Raw genomic sequence first — 18,751 nt, 5'->3', positions numbered from 1 at the left:
CCACTACGTACGATGAATCAGACAGCTCGCCGGTGTGTGCTTGTACTCCTAATGCTTTTTGCATTCAAAGGTAGTGCATTTGCCTCTCATATCGTAGGTGGAGAATTTGAATTGCTGCATAAGGATGGTTATAACTATCAATTGAACCTGATCCTGTATTTCGATCTTGTAAATGGAAGCCCCGGGGCCCTTGATAATTTCGTGACTGTTTACATTTACCGGAAGTCGGACAACCGGTTTATGCGGCAGGTGTTGTTACCCCTCTCGAATCAGTCAAATGTACCTTACAGCAATGTCGCCTGCAGTGAAGATTTTCTGCGCACGTCGCGCTTGCTCTACACCGCGGCCCTAAACCTGCCTCCGGAGGATTTTGATGATCCGGGGGGATACTATGTGGCCTTTGAACGGTGCTGCAGGAACTACCTGATTGATAATATATACAGCGACATTCCTGGTATGGGAATCTCGGCCGGCCAGACTTTCTATCTTGAGTTTCCCCCGGTAGCAAAAAATGGACAGCCCTTTGTAAATTCCACCCCACGTCTGTTTCCGCCCTTGCGCGACTACGGGTGCGTCGACAAATTCTATTATGTCGACTTCTCCGGGGTAGATGACGACGGAGATTCCCTGGTATATTCCATGGTTACTCCCTATTCAACTTTCAATACTTTTGATCCGTTGCCTGATCCGCCGAATCCGGGTCCGTATCCCGAAGTTCAGTGGAAAAATGGTTTCAATCTGACCAACATTATGCAAGGGGACCCTGATCTTCAGATTAGTAAAAAAGGTCTTCTAACGGTCACTCCAAAGAAAACAGGTCTTTTTGTTTTTGCTGTACAGTGTGAAGAATTTCGTGATGGCATAAAGATTGGCGAGATGCGGCGTGATTTCCAGATGCTCGTCGTGGATGGCTGTGTGAATAATGCACCATCCATACTTGCCAGGGAAGTGGGCAGCCAGGAGGTGTACAGGGAAGGTGATATCATCGACTTCGACTACACAGATGATGACAAATGTGTGGAATTTGAAGTGCGTGATATTCCTGTGAGCGGCGAGCTCGTCGAGAACGTCAGCATTCGCGCAATTCCAATCAATTTCGACGCGAACCTGGAAGACATAGTTATTGATTTCAGTGAGAATGTTCCGCTGCGCGGGGCAAATGATGTAGCCAGATTTACGGTTTGCTTTCCCGATTGTCCCTATGTGCCAAACCAGCCATATGAAATCGGTATCATTGCGATGGACGATGCCTGTCCGCAACCCGAACTGGATACAGTGATCGTCCGCCTGAATGTACGTCCGCCTCCAAATAACCGGCCATTCTTTGAAAATCTTCCGGCTGTATATTCCATTGAAGTGAATGAGGAATCGGGCGGATCGCTTGATCAGCTAATTGTCGGGGGGGATATTGATCTGGATGCCCTTACAATGGCTGTTGTCCCATTCAATTTCCGGCTTGAAGAATATGGAATGTCATTCATACAGGAAAAGAATGAAGCAGGACGTACAGAGGTCCGTTTTTTATGGGATTATGATTGTGCGAAAACAAGTTTCGCGGAGCGGTCGGAATTTACCATACAGCTGCAGCTGGATGATGAAGATCAATGTATGATCAGCGACCCGACAAGGCTCACTCTCCGGTTGAAAGTCAATCTTCCGCCAAATACATCTCCTGAGATTTATACCAACCGAACAGGAAGGGATGAACCGGAGGCTGTATTCAGGTTGTCACTGGGTGAGGAGATTAATTTTAATGTTCTCGGTATTGATGAAGATAATGATGAGGTGACCATTACAGGAAGAGGTCTGAATTTTAATTTCGGCGATTACGATATTTCCTTTGCGGGGGCTACGGGGCGCGGACTGGATAATCCATCTGCTCCATTTCGAATGGCCATTCCTTGTGACTACCCGCTGGAACAGCGTGATACATTGAACATGGCCTTTTTCATTGAGGATTTTGATAAATGCCAAGTTACGAACCGGGATACTCTAAGGGTGGATCTCATCTTGGAACCGCCAGCTGCCACACCTCTTGTGCTTACCGCGAGAAGTCTTACCCAAACCCAAATTGTAAATGCCCGCCTCGAGGCTGAAATTGGTGAAGAGATCAGAATACGAATCCAGGGAATTGATTTCGATAATGATGAAATGCACCTCGAATTGATTCAGTCAGACCCGCGGCTGGTCGGCAGATTTACATTTGAAAGTGTTCGCGGCAGGGAGCGAATACAATCGGAACTCATCTGGCTGCCTGAATGTGATGTATTCACGATAGGGGAGGAAGAAGATCTGTATTCCTTTACCTTCCGGTTGACGGATGACAACTGTTATGAACGTGGTGAAGAAATCCTGACGCTGGAATTATCGATTGCTGATATTGTTTCCCCGGATTCGGAATTTATTCCGCCAAATATCTTCACTCCCAATGACGATGAATATAATCAATATTTTGCCCTGGATGGTTTCACCGACGATAATCGGCCAATTGTAACAGGACTACCCCTGGATAATTGCGAACGAAAATTTGAAGAGGTGATCATCTATAATCGATGGGGAGAATCGGTCTTTCGGTCACCCGACCGGTATTTCAGATGGTATGGCGAGGGCGTTCCTGCCGGAATATACTATTATGTCGTTCGCCTGACCGACAAGGAATTTAAGGGAGCTGTAACCGTACGTTATTAGAAAGTGACCGGTTTGAGTTTGGAGGCCTTGATATAAACAGGCCTGTTATCCCAGGATGTTTTGATCCAGACGTCTTTTTTTCCATTGATTTCCAGCCGGTGTCCTTTCCCGATCACCTCAACCACGTCGGCACCAGCGGAAGGTCCTTCCATGAGGTAGGCGGTTGAGTCATTTACGATACCTTTATCATAAGACAGGCCGAAATTCAGCAGGTAAAACAGCACGGCAAGTACGGCAAGCATAAAGAAAGCGGGCACTTTCCCGCTTTGATTTAGCCGGAAGCGTTCCCGGTATACCAGGGCAAGCATCAGAATGGCCAGTGCCATGAGCGCACCGATCATGTACGGATAATAACGATAGAAAAAGGTATAGATGATGTCCTGATCGTTAACACTGTAGCCTCGAAGATTACGGGCCTGGGCAAGTTCATCCATCTTTGCGAGAACAGCCTGGTCTGCCGTTTTCAGGTAGTAAAGGTTCAGGTAATACAGGGCTTCGCTGTACTGATTGAGACCTTCCTTGATATAGGCCATCTTCATCAGCATGGCCGGTGAATACTGTTTGTTGGCGGTCAGGATTTCATCGTATATTCCAAATGATTCGGTGTACTTACCCGCAGTGAACAGCGAGTCTGCCCGGCTGAGTAATGCCGGCTGACCCAGTACTGTTTCTGCAGACAGCAACCAGGTAAAAAGGAATGCAAGAAGAATTAACCGTTTCATCCGACCACAATTATAAAGAATTTATCGGAAGACATCTGTGTATGTTTGATTGTGAAGGATCATCTGAAGATAATTCAGTAAAAATTTTGATCGAATTGGAAATTGGGTCTTAAGTATTTGTCTGATGCTAAAGAATTCTGCCCTGTGAAAAAATTTGTTCAGGTAACCTTTGCATTTTACGGGGGAGGTCTTACTTTTGCAACTCCATTTACAAAACGAACGATTTAAAGTTCGTTTTTTTAATAGGATTCCGTAGCTCAGTTGGTAGAGCATCTCCCTTTTAAGGAGAGGGTCCTGGGTTCGAGCCCCAGCGGGATCACATCAAAAAAGCCCGTCGCGAAGCGATGGGCTTTTTTAGTTTGGAAAGTGTAGAGTGAGTGTGTTATGAAACACAACTTTAATTTCATCCTTGACGGCTTACTTGCCTGAGTGATAATATAGCTGGACAGGCCGGAATCTCATCCTACATTTTAAGGCAATTATATTGCGTTTTAAAATATTTGCACTGAATACTACAGACTCTTTACCCACTGCTCCACTGCTCCACTGTCCACTAGTTTCAGGCTTCCTCCTTCTTCTTCGTCATCATTTTCTCCACCAGGTCCGGTATTTTTTCAAACGCGGCTGATATTCCCTTGCTGGATTTGTTTACGCCCAGGAAGGAAATTTCGTCATTCTTGGTAACCAGAAATCCGATGGGTTCAATGCCCATGCCTGCACCGGCGCCGCCGCCTTCACCCTGTCCGTTTTTCGGGGCATTTCCGCCGCCTCCGCCGCTTCCAAATCCAATGCCGATCCGGATAACAGGTACGCAATCAAACTCACCCAACTTAAAGGGTTTGCCGATCACTGTTTCAGAACGGGCTTCCGACTCGATGAACTTTGTGATCTTATCAAGTAATTCCGTGAATTGCATTTCCATGACTTTTGAGTTTTATGTTGAACATTTAATTTATGATTACACATTCAGATATGCCCTGCCCAGACGGAACAGGTTATTGGATGCATACAATTGTAATTGAAACTCGCCGGTGAAATTCACCGACAGATTATTCCGGTAACTTGTAATTGCCTGAAAAACAGGAACCAGCATGGCATTCCGTACATAATCGCCGGAATCGATCGTGCAATAAAATTCCCTAATCCGGAACGACCTGATCAGGGACAGCATCCGTGGGAACGTCATGCGTGATTTTTTCTTTTCCTTCTTTCCAGGTGTATCCTTTGCGGGCTTTGGAGATTTCTTCCTCTTCTCCGATAAACGAAATGGATGAATCACCTTTTTGTAAAATGGCAGCATAAGAATGAAAACAAGCTCACTTTCTTCGTGATCCATCTGAAACGCACCAATCCCGCTGACCTTCACAAGGTAGGTCTCGTGAACAGTGTCTATTTGAATCACGATCGGAACAAATAAGATTCCGAGGATGATAAGCAGCAATATCGTAATGACGATCAGCATGCTCCTGATATGTTATACGATTTTAGGAAGGAGACAGTTTATTAACAATGACCTGAATCTCTCCCTGAGGTGATTGTACTCAGCCAACGAGCTGAAAAGAGAATGTTTCAAAAAAAAAATTGAAAGTCTGTCCCCCCTGATGATAACAGCAACGTCTTTGCATTGAAAGTTTATAACAACACAAAAATTTATCATCATGAAAAAATTTATTGTTCTCTATCATGCACCGGCGCAAGCCCTGCAGCAATCAGCACAGTCGACACCTGAACAGCGGGAAGCGAGCATGCAGATGTGGTTCGACTGGAAAGCGAAACACGATGAAGCCATCGTAGATTTTGGCGCACCACTGGGAAACGGAAGCGCGGTTACACAAGATCTGAAATCCCGGCTTTCTGAAAAGGAAGTATGCGGATTTTCGGTACTTCAAGGTCAGAACCAGCAGGAAATTCTGCAACTCTTCAGTGATCATCCTCATCTGAACTGGCATCCCAATGCTACGGTAGAGGTCCACGAAGTGCTGGAAATCTAGCAGAAAACCTGAAATGTAACTATATTAAATAACGACAACTCATAATCTAAAACAACAATCAACATGAAAGACTATATGATGATTTTCCTCGGTGCCGATTACGGCGAACTCGGACTTTCCCCAGAACAAATTCAGCAGCGGATGGGTAAATGGTGGGGCTGGCATGAAAAAATGGAAAAAGCCGGAATTGTGAAGGAGGGCAACGCGCTGCACCCTGAAGTAAAACGAATCTCCGGTCCGAACCGCACAGTTACAGACCTGGCGGCTACTGAAGTGAAGGAACTCGTTGGAGGTTACTACGTAATCCATGTGGAAAACGCAGAAGCCGCGGCGAAGGTGGCTGAAGATTTTCCGGATTACGATATCGGCGGAACCGTAGAGATCCGTGAGGTGATGGTCTTCGACCAGCAATGAGCAACAACCAACAGCTCGACCATCTTTTCCGTCATCAATACGGAAAGATGGTTTCTTTGCTTGCAAAAATATTCGGACTCGAACATTTGGATACCATCGAGGACGCAGTACAGGATACGTTCATTACGGCATTCCGTTCCTGGCCCAATCAATATCCCGACAATCCCGAAGGATGGCTGTATAAAGCGGCGAAAAACCGTATGTTGGATATACTGCGTAAGCGCGCTTCAGAACAGAAGCGGTTTCCAAAAGTGATTCCTGATTTTGAAAATCAGTCGGAAACCGATCTGATCCTGGAAAACGAGGTTAGCGACAGCCAGCTCAGAATGATATTTACCGCCTGCAACCCCCGGTTAGATACACGGGATCAGCTCGCCTTTTCGCTAAAAACCATCTCGGGTTTCAGTGAGAAAGAGATTGCCTCTGCATTGCTGCTGAAGCAGGAAACAGTAAAAAAGCGGCTTCAACGTGCCCGCAAGACGATCCAGGCTGAGCAGATTGCGTTCGAGATCCCGGAGGGATCTTCATTGCCTCATCGGCTGGATCGGGTACATGATGTGATCTATCTGATATTCAACGAGGGATTTCATAGCGGCAAAAAGGAGCTCCTGATTCGGGAGGAACTATGCGGGGAAGCGCTCAGGCTCAGTAAAATGCTTCTAACGAATTCCTACACATCGACGGCGGCATCCCACGCGTTGTTTGCACTTTTGTGTTTTCATTCTGCCCGCCTTCGCAGTAAAACCAATGCAGACCATGAAGTGATAAGCCTGAGGGAACAGGACCGTACAGCATGGTACAGACCATTGATTGAACTTGGGCACTCGGCGATGAATAAGGCAGTCGAGACCGAAGAACTTTCCCGATTTCACTATGAAGCGGCTATCGCATCGGAACATTTGAAGGCACCGACATATGAGGAGACCGACTGGTCCCGGTTACTGATGTGGTATGAACGGCTGGATGCGGTTTATTCATCACCTTTGAATCACCTCAATATGGCGATCATTCATATTCAGCTGGAACAATTCACCGAAGCCATGAATATTCTCCAAAAGATTGAGCCCGAAGAGCTGGAACAGCGACGGTATCTGTATCATGGCTTACTGGCAGAATATTATTTCCGTCAGGGTATATATGAAAAGGCCCGCTCACAAATTGATATCGCGATCGAAAAGGTGAATAATAATTCAGAGAAGAACTTCCTCACGAAAAAGCGGGATAAAATCCTGGCGGCCATTCAGCAGGCCTGAATTGATTACTCTTCAACCTGATTTTTGTATCTTATGATACAAACCCTTGAAATCATGAACCAATCCCTGCTAAAGTCAGCCGCCATTATTCTGATACTCCTTGCACTGGCCATGTTCTATTTGTCCTATTCAGTTGGCGCCTATCCTCCCGGGATTACCGGGATCGGTTTTGTGGTGATTGCTGTCGTTTTTTTGCGGTTGAGGAGCTGATAAAAGAACGGGTAAACGGAAGTTACCAAGTATTCAGCGATCGTATACATATGCGGATCGATTAGCATTAATATGTATACCTATTCCCAACAAACTGGCGTAAAGTCTTCACAGCCCGTTATCACACTGGATAATACTTCAATTAAATGGCCCGAGGTTCTCAGTCTGGGTGCCCTCAATGCCGCGATTGCTATCTCATGGATCGCCTATCTTGAATATCAGCCTGTTTTACTGCAGCGTTTCGGGCTGACCGGATTGTCCACCCTTCTTGTTTTTGTAAAGGCGCTTGTACTTATCCTGGTGCCCGTTGTGGCAGGATGGATTGCTGACCGAAATCTCGCCCGAAGAAGTAAGTATTTCATGACCTATATGATCGGCATCAGTGCAACGGCAATGATTTTCATGATCGTTGCAAGCATTATCAGCCTGGGTCCTGAGCATGGTATCGCGGCCATATTGCCAGTGATGGTAGTTCTGTGGCTGATCGGCATGGCAGTATTTATAGCACCTGCCTATTCGATGCTTGTTAGTTTCGCGAACAAGAAAAACCTGCCCATCGCGATGGGTGTGGTTATTCTGATCACCGACCTGATCTATTCGCTGGAGCCCCTGGTTATTTCACTGATTCAGTTTTTTGGGGAAACACTTACATTCGTTGTCGGGGGCATACTGGTACTGGGAACCGGTTATCTTTTTTACCGTCTTACCACTGATGAAGTATACGAACGTGTTCAGCAAAGTGCAAATCCCGGATCAGTAAAAACAAGTGTTTCAACCATTCTTAAAATTGGTTTAATGCTCGGCGTTGGAAGAGCATTTCTGGTAGAATATATACCGGTCAATTCACCCCTTAAAATATTTAATGGAGATCAGTTTTCGTTCATGGCACTCGGCCTTGCAGCATTGATTGCATTTGTAAGCAGCCGTTATGTAATTCGGACGGGTATAAGAAGTGTACTTCAATATACCATAGGTATGATGATCATTGGAATTCTCATCATTTTAATGGCAGGGAATAATTCAGTTCTCTTTGTTGCAGGCAGTCTTTTGCTGGCAACCGGATTCGGACTAGCCAATGTTTCCGGACTTCCATATGTCTTTGGCAGGATCGCTCCCAGGCATATTACCATTGGAATCGGCGCGTTTTTAGGAGCTTCGGCTATTGCTGAGGGAATCTTTGAAATTTGGTACGCACTGTAAGTGCTGCGGGTTTCATGTAAAGGAAAATTTCACGTCCTTAGTGTTTCTTATGCGTGAAATTTTAATTCTTCTTACTACCGCGATTGTGTTGAATGCCTGTTCCGGAAGCGATACGGCACAAACAGAACTTTCTCCTGATGTCGAAAACTTTGTAGTTTCCGACTCTCCCAGTGAGGCTCCCAACCTGTTTACTGATATCAGCGGTAATACGTTTCTATCCTGGACAACCACCCGTGGTGAAATTGCACAACTTCGGTATACACGTTACCTGGGCAACAAGCAATGGTCGGAAATACAGACTATTGCCGAAGGTGCTGACTGGTTTGTGAACTGGGCTGATTTTCCTTCCCTGGTTACGAGCCAGGGTGAGATTATTTTCGCGCATTATCTTCAGAAGACTGATCCGGGAACATATAATTACGATATATACCTGCGCAGATCGGCTGACGGTGGTATCAGCTGGAGCACCCCGTTCACGCTGAACGAAGATGGCGTCCCTGCAGAACACGGATTTGTTTCGATGGTACCCTCCGGTACTGATGTGTTCATCTCCTGGCTTGATGGACGAAATACTACAGGTTCCCACGGTGAAGGAGCAATGACACTCCGTGCAGCCATCCTGGGAAGTGATGGTACCAGAAAGGGCGAATGGGAATTGGATAATCGTGTTTGTGATTGCTGCCAGACGGCCGCTGCCATTACTGCCCGTGGTCCGGTAGTGGTCTATCGTGACCGTTCAGAAAATGAATTTCGTGACATGGCTATCGTTCGGTTTGTTAATAACAAATGGACAGATCCGGTTTTGATTTATCGTGACGGGTGGATGGTTGAGGGGTGTCCCGTAAATGGTCCGCAGATCAGTGCGCTTGAAAATACAGTGGCAATTGCCTGGTTCACCGCGGCCAATGACAAGCCTGAAGTGAAGCTTATTTTTTCGAACGATGGAGGTCAATCCTTTAATGCCCCCGTTCGAATCAATGAAAATTCTCCGATAGGGCGGGTTGATATTGAACTGATCGATTCTACCCGTGCCTTCGTAACCTGGATGGAAGGCGCGGCCATCAGGGGAGCCATAGTAACCGCTGATGGCTATGTGCAATCCCGCTATCTGATTGCTTCTTCTTCAGAATCACGAAGCAGTGGCTTCCCGCGCATTACCCGCCGAGCTGAAGAGATCATTATCGCCTGGACGGATCCGGATGACAACGTGATCAGAAGTGCGTTCATCCCTCTTTAAGGCGTTTCGTCGTTATTTTTTTAATTCTTGCGTCCGGTATGGTAGGAAAATCACCTGTCAGACGGTTTCATTATCAAACAGATTAAAAATTAAAATCAAAATGATAGTGAAGATGAGAAATATTGTAATGACACTGTTGGTAATCGCGATGCTGGTTTCTGCATGTGATGGAAATAACGATCCTGCACTGCCCTTCGCACAACTTGATCTTCAGATGAAGGCTGTTGCAGCGAATGGAAAGGTTAACGCTTCTGGCAGGGCAGCGGATGAGATTACCTTCAATGAGATTCTTATTGGCGTAACTGAAATTGAATTTGAACTGGTCGACAGTGACTGGGATGATGACGATGACAGTGATGATGATGATGACAGTGATGATGATTCAGATGATGACAACTCTTCCAACGATGATTCTGACGATAACGACGATGATTCCGATGATTATGAGGATGAAATAGAGTTTGAGGGAGCGTTTATTGTGGATCTGATCAATGGAACCAGTACTCCTGATTTTGGAGTGGCGGATGTAATTCCGGGCCGTTATGAAGAAATCGAAATGGAGGTTGCTCCGATTATGGAAGGTAACAGATCGGTATTTATTGCACTTACCTATAAAGACGCGAATGATGAGCAGTGGGATGTCGAATTTTCTACAGGAGCGTCTTTTGAAATTGAATTTGAAGATGAGGACGGACTTCAGCTGGACGGAAATTCATTGAACAGCGTGCTGGTATTATTTGATCTGGATCAATTGTTCGAAGGGGTGGATTTTTCCCAGGCGATCAAAGATGAAGATGGAGTAATTCGCATCAATGAAAATTCAAATACAGCCCTGGCTGTCCAGATACGCAATAATTTTGTTAAATCATTTGATTGCAATGACTGAGACGTTGGATTGAGCGTGGAGATAAGCCCGGCCATATGGCCGGGCTTTTTTTATGGCCCGCGTGACGATTTACCCCTTTTTGGGGATTGTAAATTATCAGTTTGTCGAGTAATATGCCTGCTTCATCGAGAATCTTTAAAATAGTATACCTTTCAGGCTTGCACCTGACGTTCTTAAAGTATGGCAAAGGCATATCATTTCAATTGCAGGCAATGTTCGTTTTCATATACTGGCCCTCTTGGTCATAAGCATGCATCACGGGACCAGGTCATTTCAGTGATTTGTCCGTCATGCCAGGTAGTCGAAGCCCGCAGGCTTAACTGGACGCAGATCCCCCCTGAGGCAAAGTATATCTCCGATAACCTGGAGGAGATTGTCATGAATCCTGAAATTTCCCAACTACAAAAGACAGAGCATCACAAAATGGAGAGTATGATCCGGGCGGTTGATAAAAATATTGAATGGCACGATTATTCACTCTATGCTGAGGATGTATTTAAGTGCTGGTCCTGTGAAGAAGAAATGTTTGTTTGGGATACCGCTGTATGCCCCTGCTGTGGCGATAAACTTCAGCGGGAGTTTGGTATAGATATGGATTAAGGTTTTGGGGGAAAAGTATTATTTTTTGTGTAAATGATTATATATTGAATTCTTAATTTTTCAATATTACGTCTATGAGGGCTTTTACAACTTTCTTCCTCGCCCTTTTGCTTGCTGCCTGCTCCACATCTGAAAATAAACCCGCATTGTATGTAAATACTACCATACTTCCGGGTAATGATTTCTATCACTTTGTAAATGGCAACTGGCAAGTTGATTCCTCTAAGGAGGTAGAAACTGTTAACCTTGAAATGCGGCACCGACTTCAGAAGGAATTGCTGGAGCTGTTGAAGGAGAATCACGAAACTGAGATGTATTCTAAAATCTACGATTTTTATCACAGCCTGGCCGATCCGATTAATGATAACGATGAAGGGGCATCATTGACAGCAGAGCTGGCCTTATTGGACAGCTTTCAATTGGAAAAGGATGTAATCCCCATGATGGCAGCTATGTTCAGGCGGGGTTATGGCGGACCCATTTCAGGAGAATTCTACGCAAGGTATGATCAGTCATATGTTTTACAACTCAAGCCTGGAAGTGTTCAGTTTGATCCTGTATCTCGTTCCGGTCCGAATTACAATATCTTTCTAAATGAGATAACCGAAGAGGTTCAGAAATTATTGGGCAGCAGTTGGACAGAAAAGGAATCGGGAGAAGTTGCTTCGATCTATCATAAGATTAATAAGATTGAACAGCAATACGGTAAGCCTTATAAACGTGCAGACAGTGCCTTTTATCACCAAATTCCTCATATCGGTGCGTTGCTCGGAGAACTCGGTTTGACCGACCATGAATACATTGAGCTGCCTGCCAATCCGCTGTCCTTTCAGATGGATAGCCTGATCGCCGAATATCCTCTATCGTCATGGAAAATTTTTTACACCTATACAATCATTAAGGAGAACGATAGACTGTTTCGGGTCTCGGATCAATATGCATTTGAGATTTTAATGAAATACTGCAATGATGCATTGATCAGGCTCCACAAGCAATATCACTATGATTCCAAAAAGGAGGCGGGAATCAAAGTTATGGCCGAAAATATACGCCGTGCGATGATAAGTAATTTAAGGCAGGCAGATTGGCTCGACGATCCAACAAGAGATCGATTATCCGTTTTATTCGATACTACACGAATTGAGGTTTCGTATCCTTCATTTTACGAAGACTATTCGTCACTTGTTATAAAAAAGAGCGATCCGGTAGGTAATTACCGAAGGGCCCGGGAATTTCAGATTTCGAAGGATATCGGATATCTGGGCGCGGGGAAAATTCCACCGGGAAAATGGCGGATTAATACCCTAGATGATAGTCCGACGAGCATCAAGAGCATGAATACAGTCTATCTTCCAATTGCTTTCAATCAGTACCCGCTCTACAGCCAGTCCTTTGATGAAGCCTATAATTACGGCGGACTGGGATTTTACATTGGTCATGAGATGGCGCATCTGGTGGATTTCAATTCCGAAAAAATACAGGATGTTAAGTTCTTTAATGAACTGGAGCAGAAACTAATTTCACAATATGGGAGCTATCTGACGACGGCCGGAGATACGTTGAACGGCCGGCAAACCATCAATGAAAATTTCTCCGACATTATGGGTCTTAGCGCTGCCTATAAAGCGTTTTCTGAATTGCCATCTTTCAATGATAGAAGAGACGGATATACCGGGGCTCAGCGATTTTTCATGGCATTTGCGAATTCGCAACGTGAATACCGAAATGATGTAAAATCCAGGGAATTCATCTCAAAATTCGAGCATTCCCTTTATTACCTTCGTGTAAACGGGGCGGTTAGAAATCTGGATGCTTTTTATGAGGCATTCGACGTGACCGAACAGGACTCCCTGTACCTGGTGCCGGATGCACGAATTCGGATTTGGTGATGGTATGTTCTCTGAATTTCGTAATTTCCATATCTAATTATTGAAGTATGAAGATTACCCCTGTCCTTATAATTTTTACTTTGTGCATTGCTACCGTGTCGGCACAAAATACCGATCGCATTAAACCCGGTGTACTTTATAAATCGGGTGAAACCATCAATTCACCCAAATATGGATTTACGGCCACCATACCTCAGGAATGGTCGGGTTTCCTGCCGCAGGGTACTGAAGTATTCGCGTTGGCGAAGAACGACGGCACGAGCGGTGAAGTTGTGCTTCTGGCCCGGGAGAACAGTAACCTTGAAACCCTCGAGGCAGCATGGGAACAGGGTGGTAATCTTACCGATGGCATCAGGATCAAAGCTGCTGATGTTCAAAAGGAGGGTGATATGATCTTTTCGGAAGTGACAGCGGAAGGTGAGAATATTAATAAATCCTACCGTGGATTTATCATTGGAAAATGCGGGGGATTCGGTCCGTGCGTTTCCCTTTTCATGATTACGCCTTCCCAGTTTTTTGAAGGGATCCGGGATGAGATGCTTTCGCTGATGCGATCGGGTCAGTTCTCGGAGCCGGGAGAAGCCAATATATATTCGGATTTTGACTGGCAGCGATTTCTGGCGAACAAAACGCTCGTAGCCTTTGAACTGATGGAGTTTTCCAAGAAACAGAATACGATCGACTTGTGTGTAAACGGAACTTTCCGATCGCAGGTAAAACAATCGGGGTGGTTCAAGCAGAATGGCAGTGACTACAAAGGCAAAAATGGAGGTACCTGGTCTGTCCGGGGAAAAGGTCCGCAAACGATTCTCAGGCTGGAATTCAACGACAAAAAACTATTGCCTCTGGAGATTGTCCTGCGCATCGAAGAGGAAAAAATCTATGCAAATGATGAGCGCTACTATGCTGGCTATTCCTTGCGCTGCAACTAATTTACCTGTATGGAAAATCACCCAATTTGGGTGATGTAAAGGGGTAAATATCTCTCTATATTGTTACATGCATTGGTGGAATCTCATCGGATTGAATGAATTGCTGCTCTTAGCCGTCCTGGCAGGGGTCATATTGGTTGCCATTCGCCATTTTGGCAGCAAAGAAAATACTACCCACTGATTGCCATTAACCACGGAAATAATCCTGCAGACCCCTTAATAATTGAGCCGATAAGCAACAACCTTGTTTTTGAAAAACGTTGGGACCAGAATAACATTCTGATCCGGAATGAATCCGATATCAGCCGTGTTAGCCTGCTGGGCTTTGGTATCCAGCAATAAATATTCGTGACCGTCTTTAATGAGGTAGATTTCACCCTGCCATCGGCTCGCTATATACGTGTTGGCATCCAGTACAATCAAGCCATCGCCACCTGTAACACCATCGTTGATCATAACGGGAGCTTCCTGAGCATATCTTCTCAATCCTTCGGCATCAAGGCCGATCAAAACACCATTTGTATCGATCGCTAGTCCGTTGATGCTTTCGAGCCCTTCAAGAACAGTGTCAACCATCCCATTTTCAAGCGAGTGTACTTTCCCGGTACTCATGTCTGAGAAATATATGATACCATTATGGGTGGTTACATCATTCAGGAATTCAGCACCTTCCACAGCATAGGTATTTACAATTTTCCCGCTGGCAAGTTCTATTTCTACAAGCGCATCGATATCGGTAACGTATAGTCTATTGCCCGTAATTGCCATTCCTTTGGGTGCATTAAGGCCTTTTACCCATTCCAATTCGATTATATCACCTGATTTCGACAATTTGGTTATAAACCCGATTCCGTCTTTTTCAGTAGGATTCCCGGAGATGTTGCTGGCATAAAGGATTTCGCTGCCCGGATCGAACAGAACAGATTCAACGGTAGTGAGTACAGTATCCGTTTCCCAAACCATTGTGAGGGAAGGTGAGAGGGGAACATCAATTTCCGATGTTATTTCTTCTGAATTATTAATTTCTTCCTGGTTTTCCTGTTTATCCGGGTTTCCGCAACCGGTAATGAACGCGATGAATATGCAAAATGTTAGTATGCCCTTTGTCATAATACTTTTAAGTAAAAATGGAACTGTTCACCGAAATTAACACATCAAATCATAACATGTTAGGTTGAGGTATCTAATTGTTGAATATTCTCTTCCAGCCGGTTGAGCAACTTCTTGAATGTGATCCTGTTCATCCATTTGGTAAGCCAGTGGCAAAGCGGGGTTAAGATGGCAATAACAACAAAAAAGATCACCCACTCATGCCATTCATTAAAGAAGGGATCAATATCAGGATCTGCATTCACACCTATTATGAAACCCGCCGAGGCCGAGAGCGGATACATTGTAAGGCCTATCATCTCTTCATAATGTATAACCCGGCGGATTCTTGCCGAGAATCGTGTCATAACATCCCTGGGGTTGGCAGTGATATCGATATCTTTTTTCAGTTCTTTATGTTCCTTATAGAAGAAAAATACACCGGCAAGCATGGCCAGTTCTACCACAGTCAGCAAAATGATTACGGCAAAATCGTCTGAAAGTATGATGAATGGAATCAGCAGCGCAAATGAGAAAACAGAGAACCACATTTTGTATAATACCGATTTGCGTAATTTATCCATAACGCCTCCGGATTTCCGTTTGATTGCTTCGTGAACGATTTCCCGGCTGATGATATCTTCAGTTCCGTGTCGCTCCTTGGCCGTTTCCCAAAGTAATTTCAGATCAGACATTTGAGAGTTGTTTTTCAAGTTGTTGCCTGATCCGGTGCAGTTTTACAGCGACGTGATTCTTGCTGATACCCAGGATTTCTGTTATTTCATCGTTGGAGTAATCCTCGAGATGCAAACTGATCAGTGTTTTATCGATATCTCCCAACTTCTTTATGGCGTTCCAAAGGAGATCTGATTTGTCACTTGGTTCAGGATAAAGGACAGATTGTTCATGAGATTCATTCATGGGTTCTTTTTTTAAACGACTGTTCTTGCGTTTGTGAGTCAGCACAGTATTCAGCGACAGACGGTACAGCCAGGTCGAGAATTTCGAATTCCCCTTAAACCTGTCGATTGATTTCCAGGCCTGATACAGGATTTCCTGGTGCAGGTCTGCCTGATCTTCAGGATTATCCGCGTACAGATACAGGATCTTGCGGATAATCCCGGAGTGTTGCTGAATCATTAAAAGAAACTGTGCTTCTTCCAATGTTTATTCGGTGATTGGGGTGACAGTATAACCTGCTTTCCGCAATAATTTGATCACGCCTTCCTCACCTCCAAGGTGGCCGGCACCTACGGCAAAGAATGTGCTTTTCTCTGAAGCAATCGCCGGGATACGATCGATCCAACGCTTGTTGCGATTGACCAGCATGATCTCATTGAAGTCCTCCATGCCCGATTCAGCGACTTGTTCATTCATGAATTCGAGCAATAATTCGGGGTCCTGTTTTTTGTAAGCAGCTACCATTTGTCCGAAATCCGCTTTCATATCATCGATATCAACGATGTATTCCATCAGCATATCTGCCATCTCATCCTGTGAAAATGAATCAATGGCGTCCATTTGCTCTTCTACCGTTTCCAATCCGATTACTTCCTGTTCGTTCTCTTTTGCGAGGCCAACAAGTGTCTGCTCATAGGAAGCCGGGGGGCATTCGAGCACCACGGGCATGATCATGCTCATCAGCATGAATGGTTTGATCTTTACCAGGTTGTCTGCCGGCATACCCATCCGTTCGGTAAAGAAAGATTTAAAGGCAATCATTTCCTCCTCTGTAAGCATATCGGCTAATGACTGATCGTCTTCAAGCATAATATACTTCTGGATATCTGCATACATGTTCGGGTCGTCGAAATCGAGCTCAAGGACCAGCTGTTCTGATGTGGCCAGGGATTGCTTTACCGTTTCCGGAAGGTAGAAATCATCCTGACAAAGCAGGTGTATGGTGCCGAAAAGGTAGGAATCCTTGATGTCCTTGCCTGTGATTTTCCATAAAAGTGATGTTTCCTGTGCGTGAAGGACGCTTCCGGCAAATGCCAGCAATATGCTGAATATTATTCTTCGTTTCATAAGGGTAGTTTTTTCTGATTAGTATCGAATGGGTTTCTGAAATTACAATTTCCCCAATTTTTTTTACCTGCCCACATTTATATGTGGTTGAAAGCCGGATATGGCATTTCTAACTTGAGTCCCATCTATCGACAATTCTTTTGATAACCAAAACAAGAAAACCATGAAAAGGATTATACTACTTACAATCGTGTTGGCACCAATACTGGCATTTTCGCAATTCCGTATCGGAGCGCGCCTGGGACCCAGCCTTGCCAACTTCACAGGAAGTGAAGTAAAAGAGTGGGGTGAGGCCAATGTAGACCCTACAGCCCAGATCAAATTTCACCTGGGTCTCTATCTGGATTATTATCTCCTTGATAATCTCAGCATTCAGCCCGGTATATTCTATTCTGCCAAGGGACCGAAGTATGAGGGACAAACTGAAATCTATGACTTTCAGACGAATGAGATCATGATGGCAGATATTACCTATAAAAAGAAGCTGGGCTATATCGACATACCCGTGTTAGTCCACTTTCACATCAATGGATCGATCTCCGTATTTGCCGGACCGCAATTCTCTTTCCTGCTGAGCGCCAAGGTTAAGAATGATGCCACGCAGGAAGTTCTTGATGCCCTCGGACTGGAGGAAGATGAGGATGTAAAGGATTTCTATCGTGGGTTCGATCTGGCACTTCCGATTGGAGTGGCCTATGAACTGGCCAATGGCATAAATCTCCAACTGGGCTATGATATAGGACTTATCGACATCGCCAAAGGATATGATTACGACGGTGGAGATGGAAATGACAAGTATTACAAGGTGAAAAATGGTGTTCTTAAGCTTTCCGTGGGATATGTGATTAAGGATAACAGGGACGACTGATCACTATATCGATTGGGCGAATTTTTGCTCGAATATCCGCCAAATCACCCAGCCATTGTTCATAATTAAACCCGAACACCATGAAAAAGATTTATCTTATCCTGCCAGCCATGGCATTGATCACGCTATTCACAATTGAAGCATGTAACGAAGACGATACACTCAACCTGACGCTGTTCGCCTTTGAATGGCAAACAGAGCAGGCTGGAGTAAATCTCAATGACCTTCAAAGCCAGCTGTGGAATCCATCTTCAACCATTACTTCCGGAGCACTGGAATTTAATAATGTATCCCCCGATCCAACCATTACCCTCAACAATGCGAACAACATTAATGTCTATGGAGCACCCCCGGGTAACATAGATATTTATATCACACGGGACCCGCAGCCAGCCGAGCAGAATGCACGCGCATTTCGGCTGTACCTTGTCGATGATTTGGAAGAAGGCAGGACTTACAGCAGCAAAGACAGTCCGCAAAACTATGCCGAAATGGTATTTGGCACGCAGATAGGCAGTGGCAATACTGTATTTTCAACACGGCCTGGCGGTGATACCTATTTTGAGTTAAAGATCACGCGGCTCAATACTGATACTCGCCGGATAGCGGGAGAATTCATTTTCGCATTGCGAAATGAGGATGATCCGAATTCGTCAAATTCAGTCATAGGCTTCAACGGGTCTTTCGACTGGATTTATTAGGCTATTCTTCAATTTGGTTTAGTTAGGAAGCCGGCGCATATGT

General features: G+C 44.9%; 20 protein-coding genes and 1 tRNA gene. 14 read left to right on the top strand and 7 right to left on the bottom strand.

The window, feature by feature from the left end; translation table 11 throughout:
* Positions 1-12 precede the first annotated feature (12 nt).
* Positions 13-2,688, top strand: a complete 2,676-nt coding sequence (locus LDX50_RS17675) for a T9SS type B sorting domain-containing protein (protein WP_225698633.1) — start codon at positions 13-15, stop codon at positions 2,686-2,688.
* On the opposite strand, the gene LDX50_RS17670 is transcribed toward LDX50_RS17675, so the two are convergent.
* Positions 2,685-3,410: an SH3 domain-containing protein gene (locus LDX50_RS17670; RefSeq protein ID WP_225698632.1), complete on the bottom strand. Its 726-nt coding sequence runs from the start codon at positions 3,408-3,410 to the stop codon at positions 2,685-2,687. The two genes, LDX50_RS17675 and LDX50_RS17670, sit on opposite strands and share 4 nt — an antisense overlap.
* A 246-nt stretch (positions 3,411-3,656) precedes the next feature.
* On the opposite strand from LDX50_RS17670, the gene LDX50_RS17665 reads away from it, so the two are divergent.
* Positions 3,657-3,729 (top strand) — tRNA-Lys (locus LDX50_RS17665).
* 240 nt (positions 3,730-3,969) lie between these two features.
* Here the strand turns inward: LDX50_RS17665 and LDX50_RS17660 are convergent.
* The gene (locus tag LDX50_RS17660; protein ID WP_225698631.1) at positions 3,970-4,332 is read right to left on the bottom strand and encodes a GerW family sporulation protein; all 363 of its coding nucleotides are present in this window, start codon (positions 4,330-4,332) and stop codon (positions 3,970-3,972) included.
* A 36-nt stretch (positions 4,333-4,368) separates the two neighbouring features.
* The gene (locus LDX50_RS17655; protein WP_225698630.1) at positions 4,369-4,872 is read right to left on the bottom strand and encodes a hypothetical protein; all 504 of its coding nucleotides are present in this window, start codon (positions 4,870-4,872) and stop codon (positions 4,369-4,371) included.
* A 196-nt stretch (positions 4,873-5,068) separates the two neighbouring features.
* Between LDX50_RS17655 and LDX50_RS17650 the strand changes: the two genes are divergently transcribed.
* From LDX50_RS17650 to LDX50_RS17605, 10 genes are all read left to right on the top strand, one after another.
* Entirely contained in the window at positions 5,069-5,401 is a 333-nt protein-coding gene (locus LDX50_RS17650; RefSeq protein WP_225698629.1) for a hypothetical protein, read from the top strand.
* A gap of 63 nt (positions 5,402-5,464) precedes the next feature.
* Positions 5,465-5,815, top strand: coding sequence for a YciI family protein (locus LDX50_RS17645; RefSeq protein WP_225698628.1), 351 nt, complete (start codon positions 5,465-5,467; stop codon positions 5,813-5,815).
* The gene (locus LDX50_RS17640) at positions 5,812-7,068 is read left to right on the top strand and encodes an RNA polymerase sigma factor (protein WP_225698627.1); all 1,257 of its coding nucleotides are present in this window, start codon (positions 5,812-5,814) and stop codon (positions 7,066-7,068) included. The genes LDX50_RS17645 and LDX50_RS17640 overlap by 4 nt, the downstream gene beginning before the upstream one ends.
* A gap of 54 nt (positions 7,069-7,122) precedes the next feature.
* A complete protein-coding gene (locus tag LDX50_RS17635; protein WP_225698626.1) occupies positions 7,123-7,278 on the top strand; it encodes a hypothetical protein in 156 nt (51 codons plus the stop codon).
* Between the two features lie 72 nt (positions 7,279-7,350).
* On the top strand, positions 7,351-8,478 hold the full coding sequence (locus LDX50_RS17630) for an MFS transporter (RefSeq protein ID WP_225698625.1): 1,128 nt from the start codon (positions 7,351-7,353) through the stop codon (positions 8,476-8,478).
* A gap of 49 nt (positions 8,479-8,527) precedes the next feature.
* Positions 8,528-9,715, top strand: coding sequence for an exo-alpha-sialidase (locus LDX50_RS17625; protein ID WP_225698624.1), 1,188 nt, complete (start codon positions 8,528-8,530; stop codon positions 9,713-9,715).
* Positions 9,716-9,827: 112 nt separating this feature from the next.
* Positions 9,828-10,601, top strand: a complete 774-nt coding sequence (locus tag LDX50_RS17620; protein WP_225698623.1) for a hypothetical protein — start codon at positions 9,828-9,830, stop codon at positions 10,599-10,601.
* A gap of 180 nt (positions 10,602-10,781) precedes the next feature.
* Positions 10,782-11,201, top strand: a complete 420-nt coding sequence (locus LDX50_RS17615) for a hypothetical protein (RefSeq protein WP_225698622.1) — start codon at positions 10,782-10,784, stop codon at positions 11,199-11,201.
* Positions 11,202-11,275: 74 nt separating this feature from the next.
* Positions 11,276-13,090 carry a M13-type metalloendopeptidase gene (locus tag LDX50_RS17610; RefSeq protein ID WP_225698621.1) on the top strand — a complete coding sequence of 605 codons (1,815 nt, stop codon included), beginning with the start codon at positions 11,276-11,278 and terminating at the stop codon, positions 13,088-13,090.
* Positions 13,091-13,137: 47 nt separating this feature from the next.
* Positions 13,138-14,022, top strand: coding sequence for a hypothetical protein (locus LDX50_RS17605; RefSeq protein WP_225698620.1), 885 nt, complete (start codon positions 13,138-13,140; stop codon positions 14,020-14,022).
* Between the two features lie 216 nt (positions 14,023-14,238).
* Here the strand turns inward: LDX50_RS17605 and LDX50_RS17600 are convergent, their stop codons facing one another.
* Genes LDX50_RS17600 through LDX50_RS17585 form a run of 4 tightly spaced genes read right to left on the bottom strand, consistent with a single transcriptional unit; the run spans position 14,239 to position 17,139 of the window.
* Positions 14,239-15,132: an SMP-30/gluconolactonase/LRE family protein gene (locus tag LDX50_RS17600; protein WP_225698619.1), complete on the bottom strand. Its 894-nt coding sequence runs from the start codon at positions 15,130-15,132 to the stop codon at positions 14,239-14,241.
* Positions 15,133-15,191: 59 nt separating this feature from the next.
* Positions 15,192-15,806 (bottom strand): hypothetical protein, encoded by a 615-nt coding sequence (locus LDX50_RS17595; protein WP_225698618.1) that lies wholly within the window; start codon positions 15,804-15,806, stop codon positions 15,192-15,194.
* On the bottom strand, positions 15,799-16,251 hold the full coding sequence (locus LDX50_RS17590) for an RNA polymerase sigma factor (RefSeq protein ID WP_225698617.1): 453 nt from the start codon (positions 16,249-16,251) through the stop codon (positions 15,799-15,801). Before LDX50_RS17590 ends, LDX50_RS17595 begins: the two co-directional genes overlap by 8 nt.
* 27 nt (positions 16,252-16,278) lie before the next feature.
* Complete coding sequence (locus LDX50_RS17585) at positions 16,279-17,139, bottom strand: TraB/GumN family protein (protein ID WP_225698616.1); 861 nt, start codon at positions 17,137-17,139, stop codon at positions 16,279-16,281.
* A 163-nt stretch (positions 17,140-17,302) separates the two neighbouring features.
* Here LDX50_RS17585 and LDX50_RS17580 point away from each other — a divergent pair, with 163 nt between their 5' ends.
* Both LDX50_RS17580 and LDX50_RS17575 read left to right on the top strand, forming a co-directional pair.
* Entirely contained in the window at positions 17,303-18,007 is a 705-nt protein-coding gene (locus tag LDX50_RS17580) for a porin family protein (RefSeq protein ID WP_225698615.1), read from the top strand.
* A gap of 80 nt (positions 18,008-18,087) precedes the next feature.
* On the top strand, positions 18,088-18,708 hold the full coding sequence (locus tag LDX50_RS17575) for a hypothetical protein (protein WP_225698614.1): 621 nt from the start codon (positions 18,088-18,090) through the stop codon (positions 18,706-18,708).
* Positions 18,709-18,751: the final 43 nt, after the last annotated feature.

The organism is Fulvivirga sedimenti, assembly GCF_020328055.1.
The sequence above is the reverse complement of the archived record's forward strand: the minus strand, read 5'-3'. Positions and strand labels throughout refer to the sequence as shown.

What these genes read in the sequence shown, in the direction of transcription:
- LDX50_RS17630 (WP_225698625.1), top strand. Translation starts at nt 7,351, where the DNA reads ATGTATACCTATTCCCAACAAACTGGCGTAAAGTCTTCACAGCCCGTT.
- LDX50_RS17595 (WP_225698618.1), bottom strand. Translation starts at nt 15,806, where the DNA reads ATGTCTGATCTGAAATTACTTTGGGAAACGGCCAAGGAGCGACACGGA.
- LDX50_RS17605 (WP_225698620.1), top strand. Translation starts at nt 13,138, where the DNA reads ATGAAGATTACCCCTGTCCTTATAATTTTTACTTTGTGCATTGCTACC.
- LDX50_RS17645 (WP_225698628.1), top strand. Translation starts at nt 5,465, where the DNA reads ATGAAAGACTATATGATGATTTTCCTCGGTGCCGATTACGGCGAACTC.
- LDX50_RS17650 (WP_225698629.1), top strand. Translation starts at nt 5,069, where the DNA reads ATGAAAAAATTTATTGTTCTCTATCATGCACCGGCGCAAGCCCTGCAG.
- LDX50_RS17580 (WP_225698615.1), top strand. Translation starts at nt 17,303, where the DNA reads ATGAAAAGGATTATACTACTTACAATCGTGTTGGCACCAATACTGGCA.
- LDX50_RS17590 (WP_225698617.1), bottom strand. Translation starts at nt 16,251, where the DNA reads ATGATTCAGCAACACTCCGGGATTATCCGCAAGATCCTGTATCTGTAC.
- LDX50_RS17655 (WP_225698630.1), bottom strand. Translation starts at nt 4,872, where the DNA reads ATGCTGATCGTCATTACGATATTGCTGCTTATCATCCTCGGAATCTTA.
- LDX50_RS17675 (WP_225698633.1), top strand. Translation starts at nt 13, where the DNA reads ATGAATCAGACAGCTCGCCGGTGTGTGCTTGTACTCCTAATGCTTTTT.
- LDX50_RS17615 (WP_225698622.1), top strand. Translation starts at nt 10,782, where the DNA reads ATGGCAAAGGCATATCATTTCAATTGCAGGCAATGTTCGTTTTCATAT.
- LDX50_RS17670 (WP_225698632.1), bottom strand. Translation starts at nt 3,410, where the DNA reads ATGAAACGGTTAATTCTTCTTGCATTCCTTTTTACCTGGTTGCTGTCT.
- LDX50_RS17625 (WP_225698624.1), top strand. Translation starts at nt 8,528, where the DNA reads ATGCGTGAAATTTTAATTCTTCTTACTACCGCGATTGTGTTGAATGCC.
- LDX50_RS17600 (WP_225698619.1), bottom strand. Translation starts at nt 15,132, where the DNA reads ATGACAAAGGGCATACTAACATTTTGCATATTCATCGCGTTCATTACC.
- LDX50_RS17575 (WP_225698614.1), top strand. Translation starts at nt 18,088, where the DNA reads ATGAAAAAGATTTATCTTATCCTGCCAGCCATGGCATTGATCACGCTA.
- LDX50_RS17585 (WP_225698616.1), bottom strand. Translation starts at nt 17,139, where the DNA reads ATGAAACGAAGAATAATATTCAGCATATTGCTGGCATTTGCCGGAAGC.
- LDX50_RS17620 (WP_225698623.1), top strand. Translation starts at nt 9,828, where the DNA reads ATGAGAAATATTGTAATGACACTGTTGGTAATCGCGATGCTGGTTTCT.
- LDX50_RS17635 (WP_225698626.1), top strand. Translation starts at nt 7,123, where the DNA reads ATGAACCAATCCCTGCTAAAGTCAGCCGCCATTATTCTGATACTCCTT.
- LDX50_RS17640 (WP_225698627.1), top strand. Translation starts at nt 5,812, where the DNA reads ATGAGCAACAACCAACAGCTCGACCATCTTTTCCGTCATCAATACGGA.
- LDX50_RS17610 (WP_225698621.1), top strand. Translation starts at nt 11,276, where the DNA reads ATGAGGGCTTTTACAACTTTCTTCCTCGCCCTTTTGCTTGCTGCCTGC.
- LDX50_RS17660 (WP_225698631.1), bottom strand. Translation starts at nt 4,332, where the DNA reads ATGGAAATGCAATTCACGGAATTACTTGATAAGATCACAAAGTTCATC.